The 12,315-nt window shown below is 70.6% G+C and carries 13 protein-coding genes and 2 tRNA genes; 6 read left to right on the top strand and 9 right to left on the bottom strand.

The features are described 5' to 3' along the window. Window positions 1-179: 179 nt before the first annotated feature. Together VLY81_RS03365 and VLY81_RS03360 are read right to left on the bottom strand one after the other, a co-directional pair. A tRNA-Val gene (locus tag VLY81_RS03365) sits at window positions 180-256 on the bottom strand. Between the two features lie 116 nt (window positions 257-372). Further along, complete coding sequence (locus VLY81_RS03360) at window positions 373-516, bottom strand: zinc-ribbon domain-containing protein (protein ID WP_324669614.1); 144 nt, start codon at window positions 514-516, stop codon at window positions 373-375. A 612-nt stretch (window positions 517-1,128) separates the two neighbouring features. On the opposite strand from VLY81_RS03360, the gene VLY81_RS03355 reads away from it, so the two are divergent. From VLY81_RS03355 to VLY81_RS03340, 4 genes are all read left to right on the top strand, one after another. After that, the gene (locus tag VLY81_RS03355) at window positions 1,129-2,196 is read left to right on the top strand and encodes a Leu/Phe/Val dehydrogenase (RefSeq protein ID WP_405001319.1); all 1,068 of its coding nucleotides are present in this window, start codon (window positions 1,129-1,131) and stop codon (window positions 2,194-2,196) included. Window positions 2,197-2,322: 126 nt separating this feature from the next. After that, a complete protein-coding gene (locus VLY81_RS03350; RefSeq protein ID WP_324669613.1) occupies window positions 2,323-3,057 on the top strand; it encodes an HAD family hydrolase in 735 nt (244 codons plus the stop codon). An 8-nt stretch (window positions 3,058-3,065) separates the two neighbouring features. Beyond that, complete coding sequence (locus VLY81_RS03345; protein ID WP_324669612.1) at window positions 3,066-4,277, top strand: MFS transporter; 1,212 nt, start codon at window positions 3,066-3,068, stop codon at window positions 4,275-4,277. Window positions 4,278-4,355: 78 nt separating this feature from the next. Then, window positions 4,356-4,433: transfer RNA gene (locus tag VLY81_RS03340), tRNA-Glu, on the top strand. A 233-nt stretch (window positions 4,434-4,666) separates the two neighbouring features. On the opposite strand, the gene VLY81_RS03335 is transcribed toward VLY81_RS03340, so the two are convergent. The 6 genes from VLY81_RS03335 to VLY81_RS03310 all read right to left on the bottom strand — a co-directional run bounded on the left by VLY81_RS03335 (window position 4,667) and on the right by VLY81_RS03310 (window position 9,808). Beyond that, complete coding sequence (locus VLY81_RS03335) at window positions 4,667-5,035, bottom strand: Fic family protein (RefSeq protein WP_324669611.1); 369 nt, start codon at window positions 5,033-5,035, stop codon at window positions 4,667-4,669. Window positions 5,036-5,068: 33 nt separating this feature from the next. Then, the gene (locus VLY81_RS03330) at window positions 5,069-5,983 is read right to left on the bottom strand and encodes an ABC transporter permease (RefSeq protein ID WP_405001281.1); all 915 of its coding nucleotides are present in this window, start codon (window positions 5,981-5,983) and stop codon (window positions 5,069-5,071) included. Further along, window positions 5,943-6,761 carry an ATP-binding cassette domain-containing protein gene (locus VLY81_RS03325; protein WP_324669609.1) on the bottom strand — a complete coding sequence of 273 codons (819 nt, stop codon included), beginning with the start codon at window positions 6,759-6,761 and terminating at the stop codon, window positions 5,943-5,945. The genes VLY81_RS03330 and VLY81_RS03325 overlap by 41 nt, the downstream gene beginning before the upstream one ends. Beyond that, window positions 6,758-7,252 (bottom strand): MarR family winged helix-turn-helix transcriptional regulator, encoded by a 495-nt coding sequence (locus VLY81_RS03320; protein ID WP_324669608.1) that lies wholly within the window; start codon window positions 7,250-7,252, stop codon window positions 6,758-6,760. The genes VLY81_RS03325 and VLY81_RS03320 overlap by 4 nt, the downstream gene beginning before the upstream one ends. Before the next feature lie 106 nt (window positions 7,253-7,358). Further along, on the bottom strand, window positions 7,359-8,654 hold the full coding sequence (locus VLY81_RS03315; protein ID WP_324669607.1) for an adenylosuccinate synthase: 1,296 nt from the start codon (window positions 8,652-8,654) through the stop codon (window positions 7,359-7,361). Between the two features lie 185 nt (window positions 8,655-8,839). Further along, window positions 8,840-9,808: a hypothetical protein gene (locus VLY81_RS03310; RefSeq protein WP_324669606.1), complete on the bottom strand. Its 969-nt coding sequence runs from the start codon at window positions 9,806-9,808 to the stop codon at window positions 8,840-8,842. Between the two features lie 339 nt (window positions 9,809-10,147). Between VLY81_RS03310 and VLY81_RS03305 the strand changes: the two genes are divergently transcribed. Beyond that, on the top strand, window positions 10,148-10,678 hold the full coding sequence (locus VLY81_RS03305; RefSeq protein WP_324669605.1) for a hypothetical protein: 531 nt from the start codon (window positions 10,148-10,150) through the stop codon (window positions 10,676-10,678). After that, complete coding sequence (locus tag VLY81_RS03300; RefSeq protein WP_324669604.1) at window positions 10,675-12,033, top strand: MFS transporter; 1,359 nt, start codon at window positions 10,675-10,677, stop codon at window positions 12,031-12,033. Before VLY81_RS03305 ends, VLY81_RS03300 begins: the two co-directional genes overlap by 4 nt. On the opposite strand, the gene VLY81_RS03295 is transcribed toward VLY81_RS03300, so the two are convergent. Continuing rightward, on the bottom strand, window positions 11,922-12,305 hold the full coding sequence (locus tag VLY81_RS03295) for a RidA family protein (RefSeq protein WP_324669603.1): 384 nt from the start codon (window positions 12,303-12,305) through the stop codon (window positions 11,922-11,924). The two genes, VLY81_RS03300 and VLY81_RS03295, sit on opposite strands and share 112 nt — an antisense overlap. Window positions 12,306-12,315 lie beyond the last annotated feature (10 nt).

Here is a 12,315-nt window from a genome sequence, read left to right as displayed (position 1 = left end):
ATGCGACCGATTACCATTGGCCTTCGACGGGCGCGCAGGGGGTCCTGCGGCCAGCGACCCCGACCGGTGGCCTCCGTCAGGCGGTCAGGCGCATCTCGGTCGCGTGCGGTTACCGGCGCGTGCGGGCGTGCACTCGGCAGGTTTGGGCATCGGGGGGCATCCGCGGCGGGATGAGGGGATGGTGGGCAGGAAGGGACTCGAACCCCTGGCCTCCACGATGTGAGCGTGGCGCTCTAACCGGCTGAGCTACCTGCCCACGCCGCCGGCACTGGCGGCCCGGCGTCTCCTACTCTAGTCGCCGCCGGGCCGAGTGTCAAGGCTGGCGCCACGGGGAGGGGCAGCGAATACGAGTCGGATCCCAGTGCCGGCCGCTCAGCGCAGGGTCGACAGGAGCAGCTGGAGCAGGTTCTTGCGCGCGACAGGCGTCTGAGCGGACTTGCGGTTGAGGTCAGCTCCGCACTTCTTGCAGTAGAGGCTCCCGGAGTAGTTGTGCGTGCCGCAGTCCCGGCACACCATGTTGATCCCACTCCTTTCCGTTCGGGCGTTGGCCCGACTCGAGCTACCGGGGGACGGGCTTGTGGGACGATGCCCGTCCCGGCCGTCCAGTTTCTGTCCCGGTTGCCACCTATATATAACGCCACCCAGGTGACCTGTAAAGAGGGAGGACCGTTAAAGAAAGGTAACAACGCGGACGTCGGCGAGAGCCGGTCGCTCCCGTCGCCGGCCGAGGGAGCTCACCGCGGCAACCCGGAGGTCAGCGGCCCGTCACCAGTCCGACGCTGCGCAGCAGCATCAGCACCAGGTACAGACCGACGAGCAGGGCCAGCCTCCACAGCCCATCGCGAATCACGGGCGACATCACGCGCCCCATCCCCTGTCCGGCTGGTGCCGGTGGTGAATGCATTCACATTGTCACAAGGCCGGGTTACGAAGGGGTAAACGCGGCGTTACAGGTCTGTTGAGGGGCGCATCCGGTCCCGCCCGGGCCTCGAGTCGCCGCCAGGAAGTCGCCTCCCCGCCTCGAATGGAGTCGGTGGCGGGCCGTGCATACACCGTACATGGCTGTGCACGGCGGCCGACGGGTCGCACGTCGAGCCCGACAACCGATGGAAGGACGTGATGGGGGCGATGGGCGTCTTCGAAGCGGTGGTCCGTCACGGAGGCCATGAGCAGGTGGTCTTCGCCACCGACGCACGCCGGGGCCTTCGGATGATCATCGCGGTCCACGACACGACGCTGGGGCCGGCATTGGGGGGTTGCCGGATCTGGTCCTACGCCTCGGAGGAGGCGGCGCTCACCGACGTCCTGCGGCTCTCCCGAGCCATGACCCTCAAGAACTCCATCCACGGTCTCCCCCTCGGAGGCGGCAAGGCGGTCGTCCTGGCCGACCCGACACGCGACAAGACGCCCGAGCTCCTGGCCGCCATCGGCGAGGCAGTGGACCGGCTGGGCGGGCGCTACATCACGGCCGAGGACGTCGGCACGACCTCCGACGACATGCGCCTGATCCGTAATGCAACCGCTTACGTAGCCGGCCTTCCGGAGACCAGCGGAGATCCTTCGCCCTTCACGGCGCTCGGCGTCTTCCGGGGGATCCAGGCCTGCTCGCAATCGCTTTGGGGCACCACTCAGCTCGAGGGCCGGCGGGTCGCGATCCAGGGAGTCGGCAGCGTCGGCTTCCATCTCGCCCGCCACCTGGTCCAGGCCGGGGCCCAAGTCGTGGTCACCGACATCCGCCCCGAGAAGGTGCGAAGGGCCGTCGAGGAGCTGGGCGTCCAGGCCGTCGAGCCTGACGCCATCTTCGACGTGGAGTGCGACGTCTTCGCCCCGTGTGCCCTGGGTGCCGTCCTCAACGACGAGACCATCCCGCGGCTCAGGGCCCCCATCGTCGCAGGCTCCGCCAACAACCAGCTGGCCGAGCCGCGACACGGCGACTTGCTCCACGAGCGGGGCCTGCTCTACGCACCGGACTACGTCATCAACGGGGGCGGCGTCATCAACGTGGCCGAGGAGCTCGGACCTGGCGGCTACAGCGCCCAGCGGGCCCGGGCCAAGGTTGAGCGCATCTACGACCGCGTGCTGGAGGTCATCGAGCTCTCCCGCTCGCGCAACGTGCCCACCTACCGGGCCGCCGACGAGATCGCGCTGCGCCGCATCGAGACGGCCAGGGCCGAGGGCCGAGGCGCACGGGTGTAGCCCCCTGCCCTCCACCGGCCGGTCCGACGGCTCGGCCCGGCCACCGGGGACCGGCCGGCGCCCCACTGCACCAGGTCGCCCCATAGGCGGCTGGACTTACGGCGTCTCGGCAGGTATGGTAGAGACATGCCCAACGACGATCTGCTCGCGCTTTGCGCCCGCTCGGCTCCTCGGCTGCGGGCGCTGTTGCTGGACGCCGGCAACACCCTCATCTTTCCCGACTGGGCTCGCATCGCCGCCTGGTGCGCCGAGGCCGGCGCCCCGCTGAGCGTCGAGCGCCTCCAGCAGGCCAACACGGCAGCCACCGAGGCGTTGGATCGGTTCATGCGGCGCCAGGCGCCGCGGCCGCCGCGCGGGCTCTTGGGCACCGCGCTGGAGGCGGCTGGCCTGGCGCCGGAGGTGTGCGAGACCGTGCTGGCCCGCATCGAGGGGTTGGACCGCGAGGGCCGGCTCTGGAGGGTGGTGCGTCCCGGCACGGTCGAGGCGCTGCGCGCCCTTCGCTCCCTGGGGCTGGTCTTGGGCGTCGTCTCCAACGCGGACGGCCGGGTAGAGCGATTCCTGGTGGATGCGGGGCTGCGGGAGCACCTCGACTTCGTCCTCGACTCCGCCCTCGTCGGGGTGGAGAAGCCGGACCCGGCCATCTTCCGCCTCGCCCTGCAGAGAGCGGGGGCCTCTCCCGACGAGGCCCTGCACGTCGGCGACATCTGCTCCATCGACGTGGCCGGTGCCCGAGCCGCCGGCATCGAGGCGGTCCTCCTCGACCCGGTGGGACACTATCGCGGCTGCGATGCCCCCCGTATCCGGCACCTCGACGAGCTGGCGCATGCGCTGACGCTGGCCCGCCGCGCACGAGCAGGGTGACGGCACCCATGTCCACGTATCCCGTCCTGGGGGCCAGCATCAGCCGCACCTTCGCCGACATGGTCATCTTCGGCTACGTCCCGCTGTACCTGTACACGTCCGGCGAGCAGAGCGTCTTTCAGCTGAGCCTGGTCACGGCCGTGCCGGCTATGGTGCGGTTCGTCTCCGCCAATCTCTGGGGGAGCCTGGCCGACGTCACGGGCCGGCTCAAGCTCGTGCTGCTGGCCGGCTTGCTGGGCTACGCAGCGGCGTGCCTGGGCCTGCTGTGGGTCTCGACGGGTCTCGAGGCCATGCTGGTGGCGAGCGTCGCGGCCGCCTTGTACGGCGGCCTGTCGCCCGCGGGCAAGGCGCTGGTCTCCTTGCAGCCCGGCCCGCTGGCCACGGCCGACCGTGCACTGGCCTGGTGGCTGCAGCTGGAGTCGTGGGGGTGGGCGCTCGGAAGCGTGGCGGTGGCGGCTCGCGAGTGGGTGGGGGCCTCGCCGCGCACGCTGCTCGTGGTGGCCGCGGGGGTGCTGCTGGTGGACCTGTTGTGGGTGGCCTGGAAGGTACCGCCCCTCGTCGGGCGGCCCGATGCCCCGCCCCTCCGCCACGGATTGGCCCGTCGCCTGGTCGAGCTGGGTGACGAGTGGCGACGGCTGTACGGCAACAGCACGCTGGTGCTGCTCCTGACCGTCTTCGCACTGGCGAGCCTGGCGAGCGAGGCCAGCTTCACCGTCTTCGGCTTCTACCTGGTCGGCACCCTGGGCGGCAGCGAGGCGCTCTACGGCACGACCCTGGCGCTGGCCACGGGGTTGGGGCTGGCAGCCTACGCATGGCTGGGCGCCGGAGGGCGTCGCTTCGCTGCCGGAGACCTCATCCTGGCGGGCGCCGGCCTCTACATCCTGATGTTCGCGGCCATGGCCGGCGCGCCGACGGCCCTGGCGGCCGCCGTGGCCTTCGTCATCCCCCTCTACCCGCTGGTGCGAGCGGGCGCCACGTGGACGGCGAGCACCCTGACCAGCGCCGCTGAGCGCGGCGGCGGGATGGGCGCCCTGGACGGCATCGAAGCCCTGGCCATCACGCTGGCGGCGGCCGGAGCGGGCCTGATCGGCCAGCTCTGGGGCTTTCGAGCGGTCTACGTGGGCTGTGCAGCGACGGCGGTGCTGCTGGCCGCCAGCGCCTGGAGGCTCCGCCGCACCCTCGCGCGGCGCGAGGCGAGCCCCGCCGCGGCACACGCCTGAGCCTGATGTCTCGGTTTGACACGCCTCGTCATGCCCGGTATCATAGCACCGGTCGAGATTCGGCCATGTTCACCGGGTGGCGCCATCGTCTAGCCCGGCCTAGGACGCCGCCCTTTCAAGGCGGAAACACGGGTTCGAATCCCGTTGGCGCTACCAGTGCCTTCCAGCTACTCATCACTTGATTCGCCTGCGCTGGCCACGTGCCGGGCACTCCTGGCATCCATGACCGGTAACCGTGCTCCGAGAGCTTGACTTTCCGGCTTGGCCTTGGGCTTTGCTTCACCTGTTCGTTCCGGTGTTCGTCCCGCCGGACGACCGGGCACCTTTTGGCACGAGTTGGCCCGTGTCGCGCCCCCAAACATTGCAGGTTCTGCTCCTTTTCTGCGGGTTTAGTGCGGGTTTTGCGTCTTTCGTATGACGTAGCGCATACCTCGACCGGTGATACCACTCTTCTGCAGGATACCCATTGTTACCAGTCTTGCCAGGTCTTCAGTAGCCGTCCGTTCCTTTACCCCCACAAGCTCGCGATACTCTCGGTTGGTGATGGCACCTTTCTCCTTTGCATAGAGCACGGCACGGATTTGCTGGTCGAGTAGGCCCAGCGCCCGCAGTCGCTCAGGAGTATAGGGATCTCGGAGGAATACGACTTTGAACACCCCGCACGCCGCCTCGTGGCCCGGGCCGAGGCGCAAGGCGAACCCAGCGTCGGTGTTTTCGGGCTTGAGTCGTTTCTGGGTGTGGGAGCGAGCGAGCAGCATGGTTGGGCTACCTGTTGCGGAGCGCCGTTGCGTCTACTGCACCGCGCCGGGGTAGAGCCAGGCCGCCACCCACAGGAGCGCCACCAGCACCGCCGCCTGCACCGCGAAGTCGGTGCCCAGCCCGATGGCCGCCTGCCCGCCCTGGATCATGAGGGCCCGCAGGGCATCCACCTGGTAGGTGAGCGGATTGACGTGGCTGATCCACTGGAGCCACCGCGGCATGATCGACAGCGGGTAGATGGCATTGCTGGCGAAGAACAGGGGCATGGTCAGCACCTGCCCGATGCCCATGAACCGCTCCCGGCTCTTGACGAGGCAGGCCACGACCAGCGAGAGGGTCGAGAAGATGGCCGCCCCCATCAGGATGGAGAGCAACACCCCGCCGACGGCCACCGGTGTCAGCCGCACCCGGACGCCCATGGCGACGGCCAGCAGGTAGACGATGATGGCCTGGGTCAGGCCCCGTATCCCTGCCGAGAGGGCCTTGCCGGTGACCAGCGCGCCGCGGTAGGCAGGGCTGACCATGTACTTGTGCAAGACGCCCAGGTCCCGCTCCCAGATGAGGGAGATGCCGTAGAAGATCGCGATGAACAGCACGCTCTGCGCGAGCACCCCCGGAGCCATGAAGTCGAGGTAGCTCAAGTCGCCCGTCGGGATCGCTCGCACCCGAGCCATCACCTGACCGAAGACCACCAGCCACAGCGTCGGCTGCACGGCACGGGTCAAGAGCTCCACCGGGTCGTGGCGCAGCTTGCGTACCTCGGCCTCGGCGACGGCCAGCACCTGCCGCACGAACTCGCCCACGGCCCGCCCCGCCCCGACCAGGAGGCCTGCCGCCGGGCGCGCGCCGGCGCCATCGACGCCCGATGCGAGCACCCGATCCGGTTCCGCGGAGGCGCTCGTCGCCTCAGCCCAGCCGCCGGGCCGTCCGCCGTGTCCGAAGGGCATCGCGGTAACTGCCTCCCGTCTCGATGGAGCTCCCCGTGTGGTGCACGAAGACGTCGTCCAGGGTCGCCTCGGGCCCGATGGCCGCCTTGAGCTCGGCTGGCGTGCCCACCGCCGCCACCCGCCCCCGGTGCATGATGGCCACCTCGTCGCACAGCTCGTCGGCCTCATCCATGTAGTGCGTGGTCAAGAGGATGGTGGCCCCGAAGTGCTGGCGCAACTGTCGCACGTGCTCCCACACCGCCCGCCTGGCCACGGGATCGAGGCCCACCGTCGGCTCGTCCATGAAGAGCACGGCCGGCCGGTGCAGCACGGCCTGGGCGATCTCGAGTCGCCGGATCATGCCGCCCGAGTACTGCCGCACCAGGGCATGAGCCGCGTCGGCGAGTCCCATGAGCGCCAGGGCCTGCCAGATGCGGGGCTCTCGCTGGGAGCGAGGCACGCCGTAGAGCTTGGCGAAGATGAGCAGGTTTTCGTAGCCGGTCAGCGCGCCATCGGCGGACAGCAGCTGGGGCACGTAGCCGATGCGCCGGCGCACCTCTCTCGGCCTGCGCACCACATCGAAGCCCGCGACCTTGGCCCCTCCCTCGGTGGGAGGCAGCAAGGTCGTCAGCATCTTGATGGTCGTGCTCTTGCCGGCTCCGTTGGGGCCCAGCAGCCCGAAGATGGAGCCCGTCCGCACGGACAGGGAGACCCGGTCCACCGCCACCAGCGAGCCGAAGCGTCGCACCAGGCCGAAGGTCTCGATGGCCGGTACGGTCTGGCCGCCCGTCGTCGTCACGACTCGACCCGCCCCCCTGCTCCCGCACCCAGGGCGCCTCGGAGCGCGCGAAGGCCCTCCTGCAGGCAGAGGCGCTGCCGGTCGGAGAGTCGCGCCAGCAGGCCGGCCAGATGCTGACGGGTGAGACGCCGGGCCTGGTCGAGGCGGGCCGACCCCAGCGCGGTCAGGCGAAGCGCCACGCGTCGCCGTTCGTCGGGATGCGCCTTGCGCTCGACCAGGCCCCGGCGCACCAGCCGCTCGACCATGGCCGACGCCGTAGGGTTGGTGACCCCCAGATGAGCGGCGACGTCGCCCAGCGACGCTCCCGGACTTCGTCCCAGGTAGGCCAGGAGGCGAAACTGGGGCACCGACAGCTGGGGATCGGCATGGCGGCGCATCTCGGCCCGGATGGCTCGCATCACCTGCGGGACGGTCTCCATGACCTCCCGGGCACACGCCTCCGGGGTCGCGGCATCCGACGCCAGCGTCGCCGTGCTTTGACGCTCCGTCATTGCGCCCACCTAACATTTCGTGGACCTAACTATAATGCGCGCGATGGGGAGCCGTCAAACCCGCTCGACACTCAGGACCACCAGGCGGAGGAGCGGGCCGACGCCCTCAGAGGCCGGCGAAGGGATCGGCTCGCTCGACCGTCTGCTCCTGTGCGCGCCCCACCGAGACCAGCTGCACGGGCAACCCCGTGAGGGTCTCGATGCGCTCCAGGTAGCGGCGGGCATTGGCCGGTAGGTCCTCCCAGCGCCGGCAGCCCGAGAGATCCTCCCCCCAGCCCGGCAGCGTCTCGTACTCCACCTGGCACGCCTCGAGCTGGTCGAGCCGGGCCGGTAGCCGCTCGAGCCGCTCGCCACCGACGGTGCGGTAGGCGACCCCGATGCGCACCTCGGGCAGCCCGCTCAAGACGTCGAGCAGCGTCACCGCCAGCCCCGTGAGCCCCCCCACCTCCGCCGCCCACCGGACGATGACCAGGTCCAGCCAGCCGCAGCGTCGGGGCCGGCCGGTGGTGGTGCCGTACTCCCGTCCCCGCTCCCGCAGGTAGTCGCCGACCTCGTTGCGCTGCTCGGTGGGGAAGGGCCCGTGCCCGACCCGGGTGGCGTAGGCCTTCATCACGCCGATGGCCCCCCGCACGGCCCACGGGGGGATGCCCAGGCCCTGGGGAGCGGCGGCGGCCGTGGTGCCCGACGACGTGACGTACGGGTAGGTGCCGAAGTCGATGTCAAGCAGTGTGCCCTGCGCAGCCTCGAGGAGCACCCGACGGCCGTCACTGAGCGCCTGCCGCACGAAGCGGCCGGTGTCAGCGATGAAGGGGCGCAACGCCTGCCCGTAGGCGGCATATCGCTCGACCAGCTCGTCGACGTCAAGGGGTGGCTGGCCGTACAGCTCCTGCAGCAGCCGGTTCTTGCGGGGGAGGACCTCCCGCAGTCGGCGAGCGAGTCCGTCGCGGTCCGCCAGCTCTCCCAGGCGTACGCCATCGCGGCTGGACTTGTCGGTGTACGCCGGCCCGATGCCGAGCCCCGTCGTCCCGATGGAGCCGGCACCGCGCGCCTCCTCCTCGAGGCGGTCCAGCAGATGGTGGTAGGGCATGACGACGTGCGCCCGCTCGCTCAAGAGCAACCGGCCGGTCGGCGTGCCCCGGCGCTGGAGATCGGCCAGCTCCTCCAGCAGGCGGGGCGGGTCCACCACCGCCCCGTTGCCGACCACAGCCGTGCAGCCCTCGAAGAGCACGCCCGACGGCAGCTGGTGGAGCTTGTACTCCTGGCCGCCCTTGACCACCGTATGGCCCGCGTTGGCCCCCCCGCCGAAACGCGCCACCACCTCGGCCCGCCCCGCCAGGTACCCGACGATCTTGCCCTTACCCTCGTCGCCCCACTGGGTCCCGACCACTGCCAGCGCCGGCATGCGACGACCATTCCCTCCACCATCTGGCCATCGGGAGGCTCGACTCGTCGTGATTAACCTTGCCCCATCGGGACACAATACCGACCGGACACCGGCGAATGCCGGTCGGACTCGACCCGCCTCCCATAGCGGAGGCCGGCGGGAGAGCCTCGCCGCCAAAGGCTGCGACGCCTTCCGCAGGTTCGCTACGAACCTGTCGAACTCCCTCCGGCCTCTTCGCCGGTGTCCGACGTGTGCCCCCCATCCCACGCCCTACAATACCGGCTGACCGGACAGCGGCTCAAGCAGACCGCAGGGTTGCGGGCATGGCAGAAGGCTCGCCCGTGGCTGGACAGCACCGTACTGTCTCCGGCGAAGTGCCGGCTCACCACGTCCCGGAGCCGTCGCTCCAGATGCGGCCGGGAGCCGCTCGCCTGGGCAGGCGTCACCAGGCCCAGGTTGACGGCGGCCTCCCGCAAGAAGGGGTCTGCGAAGAAGGCGGCGGCATGCCGGTGGGCCCCCGGCCATACCCCCAGCCTGCCCATCTCGCGCACGAGCCACGCCGCCATGCGGTCGATGCCCCCGATGCCCTCCCGCAGCAGGGTGACCGCTCGTCCCGCGTCTCGCCCGGCCGCCTCCCAGACACCGTCGAGATCCCCCGCCCACCGAGTCTGCACCCCCTGCGCCGCCGCGGCGAGGCGGCGACGCTGGAGCCCTCGGTCGACCCGGCCCCTGTAGGAGCGGGTCATCACCTCCTCCACCGCCTCCGCCCACTCCGGTGCTGACCGGGCGGCCGCGGTCAGGTCCAGCAGACCCTGCGCGCGTAGCTGGCAGAAGGTGGCCTCGGCCGCATCCCGGGGCACAGGCGCGCCCAGCAGCACGGCCAGCGCCAGTAACTCCCACCGGCCCTGGGCGCAGGTCGGGTCGATGGTCTCGCCGTAGCGCGTAAGGCTTGCCAGAGGCGGGCGACCCGCCCAGTACGCGATGAGCAGGCGCGCCACCGATGGGGTGGCATCTCGCTCCTCGTCGGGCTCCGGTGCCATGCGGTGGAGCGCTTCTCGCCCGGTCACGCCGAGCAGATGGGCCTGCGCCAGCAGTCGGCGCGCCGAGTCGCCCAGCCGGACCATCTCGGCCAGCAGGCGCACCTCGGGTGGGTAACGATCCAGGTCGGTCATGACCGCCGTCAGCCTCCCGCCAGGTGCGGGAGGCCGGCCGGTTTATGGGGGGGCGAGACGGCCACGCTACAGCCATCGAGGACTACGCAACGCGCCCCCGGGTCACCTGCTGCGAGCCGGGTTGGTGATAGAGGCGCAGGCGCGCCACGCCCGGGGCCTCGACGGGCTCCACCGCGCGAGTCCCGTCGGGCAGAGCGACGCAGATGCGGATCGCAGCCCTGCATCGCCCTCCGCCACCCTGCCTCACCGCCGCTGGCGCCCGGCTGGGGCTGCAGGACCCCTCTCCCCACATAGCCCGCCTCGCGCCCCGCCAGTTTACTGGCCGGAGGCGATGATGGCATGCCCCCTCGCCGGCGAGCCGAGCCGTGGCCGGTCGAGATCGACGGCGTGACCGTGCCCGTCTGGGTCGAGCAGGGCCAGGTGAGAATCGAGCTGCCCTTCGACGTGGACATGGTGCGGCTGGCCCAGCAGCTCAAGGAGGACGGCTACTTCTACGCCCATCACCCCGAACGGGTGGACACCCAGGGATGGGGGCCGCGGTTCGACGAGGAGGGTTACTACCCCTACTGGATCTACCGGGAAGGGCGAGCGGGGGCCGACGCCGGCACCAGGCCCCGCACCATCTTCGCCTTTCCCCCGCAGGAGTACGTACGGCCGGGACTCGACGATCGCCCTCGCAGGCCACGCCAGTTGCATAAGGCCAGCCCCGGCGCCACGGATGCCGAGACCGCGGCCGAGTTGACGGTGCCCGCCCGACCCGTCATAGGCCCCCGCGCCCTGCAAGAGATGAGACGCTGGCTTCCTTACCTGCGCCGCGCGGCGGCCTCCGGGCAGGAAGAGACCGGTCCCCGACCGAAAGCCTCCGGGTGAACCGCGGGCTGACCGACTACTGGCGAGCCTTTCGCTCCTTCTCCTCGGGCGCTCGGCTCTACCTGTGGCACACCATGCTGGGCTCCGTGGCCTGGAGCATGGTGACGCTCCTGCTCAACCTCTACCTCTACAGCCTGGGGTACCGCCAGGACTTCATGGGATTGGTCAACGCCCTGCCGGCCGCCGTCACCATGGCGCTGGGGCTGCCGGTGGGCGGCCTGGCGGACCGGTACGGCTACCGGGCCTTCCTGCTGGCGGGCTCGACGCTCACGGCCGTGTCCGGGATCGGCGTCGCGCTGGCCGCCGCCCCAGGCGCCATCCTGGCCTGGGCGGCGCTGTCGGGGATGGGTGGCACCCTCACCTGGGTCATCGGGACGCCCTACCTGGCATCCCAGAGCGACGAGGCCAACCGCATGGAGCTGCTCTCGGTCAACTTCGCCCTGATGACGGCGGCCGGGTTCGCGGGCAGCTTGCTGGCCGGGCAGATCCCTCAACGGGTCGCCGCCGTGCTGGCCACGGATCCCATGGCCACCGGCCCCCTGAGGGCAGGCATGCTGGCGGCCGGCCTGCTCTCGACGCTGGCCGTCGTGCCGCTCCTGCGGCTGCCTCCCGAGCCCTGGGGTGCCAAGGGGCGCGCTCGTGCCCTCTCGAGTCTTGCGGGTGCGGGATGGCTCCCCGACCGCCAGGAGGCGGGGCTGTTCGCCCGCATCCTGGTGCCGGCCGCCCTCATCGGCTTCGGCGCCGGCGTCATGGTGACGTTCTTCCAGATCTTCTTCCGGCTGCGCTTCGGGCTGGAGCCCGGTCAGATCGGCGTCATCTTCGCCTTCACGTCCGTCTTCAACGCCGTCGCCTCGCTGGTCACGCCGCTTTTGGCCCGCCGCATGGGCAAGGTGCGGACCGTGGTGGCGACCCAGCTGGCATCCATCCCGTTTCTCCTGCTGCTCACCTTCTCGTACGACCTGAGGTGGGCCACCGTCGCCTACTATGCGCGCTCCGCCCTCATGAACATGGGGGGGCCCGTCTCCATGGCCTTCGCCCTGGAGCTGGTGGCCCCCCACCGGCGAGCCACCCTCTCCAGCCTGGAGGCCATGCTGGGCAGCCTGGGCCGTGGGGGCCTGGGCCCGCTGGTGAGCGGACTGCTCCAGGTGCGTGGGGGCTTCGAGCCCGCCTTTACCCTGACCACGCTCTGTTACGTGGCGGCCACAGCGCTCTACTGGTGGTTCTTCAAGGATGCCGAGCGTCCTCAGGGGCTCACCACGGCGATGGCCTCCACCTCGAAGGCGGCACCCCGGGGCAAGGCGGCCACCTCCACGGTGGAACGAGCCGGTGCCGGTTCGGAGAAGAACTCCGCGTAGACGCGGTTGACCAGCGCGAAGTCCTCCATGGACCGCAAGAAGAGGGTCGTCTTGACCACGCTGCCCAGGCTGGCCCCGGCCTCCTCCAGGATGGCCCGCAGATTGGCGAGGGCCTGGCGCACCTGACCCTCCACCGTCTCGGCCAGCTGCCCGGTCGTCGGATCGAGCCCGAGCTGGCCCGAGACGAAGACGAGGTTGCCGCAGCGCACGGCCTGGGAGTACGGGCCGATGGCCGCGGGTGCCCGATCGGTCTTCACCGCCTGTCGTTGCATCGGTCGGCCC

The sequence above is a fragment of the Limnochorda sp. LNt genome, assembly GCF_035593265.1.
Lineage (GTDB): Bacteria > Bacillota > Limnochordia > Limnochordales > Geochordaceae > Geochorda > Geochorda subterranea.
The sequence above is the reverse complement of the archived record's forward strand: the minus strand, read 5'-3'. Positions and strand labels throughout refer to the sequence as shown.

Bases quoted from the DNA above. Each gene is read 5' to 3' on its own strand.
- VLY81_RS03360 (WP_324669614.1), bottom strand. From the start codon at position 516: ATGGTGTGCCGGGACTGCGGCACGCACAACTACTCCGGGAGCCTCTAC.
- VLY81_RS03355 (WP_405001319.1), top strand. From the start codon at position 1,129: ATGGGCGTCTTCGAAGCGGTGGTCCGTCACGGAGGCCATGAGCAGGTG.
- VLY81_RS03350 (WP_324669613.1), top strand. From the start codon at position 2,323: ATGCCCAACGACGATCTGCTCGCGCTTTGCGCCCGCTCGGCTCCTCGG.
- VLY81_RS03345 (WP_324669612.1), top strand. From the start codon at position 3,066: ATGTCCACGTATCCCGTCCTGGGGGCCAGCATCAGCCGCACCTTCGCC.
- VLY81_RS03335 (WP_324669611.1), bottom strand. From the start codon at position 5,035: ATGCTGCTCGCTCGCTCCCACACCCAGAAACGACTCAAGCCCGAAAAC.
- VLY81_RS03330 (WP_405001281.1), bottom strand. From the start codon at position 5,983: ATGCCCTTCGGACACGGCGGACGGCCCGGCGGCTGGGCTGAGGCGACG.
- VLY81_RS03320 (WP_324669608.1), bottom strand. From the start codon at position 7,252: ATGACGGAGCGTCAAAGCACGGCGACGCTGGCGTCGGATGCCGCGACC.
- VLY81_RS03315 (WP_324669607.1), bottom strand. From the start codon at position 8,654: ATGCCGGCGCTGGCAGTGGTCGGGACCCAGTGGGGCGACGAGGGTAAG.
- VLY81_RS03310 (WP_324669606.1), bottom strand. From the start codon at position 9,808: ATGACCGACCTGGATCGTTACCCACCCGAGGTGCGCCTGCTGGCCGAG.
- VLY81_RS03305 (WP_324669605.1), top strand. From the start codon at position 10,148: ATGCCCCCTCGCCGGCGAGCCGAGCCGTGGCCGGTCGAGATCGACGGC.
- VLY81_RS03295 (WP_324669603.1), bottom strand. From the start codon at position 12,305: ATGCAACGACAGGCGGTGAAGACCGATCGGGCACCCGCGGCCATCGGC.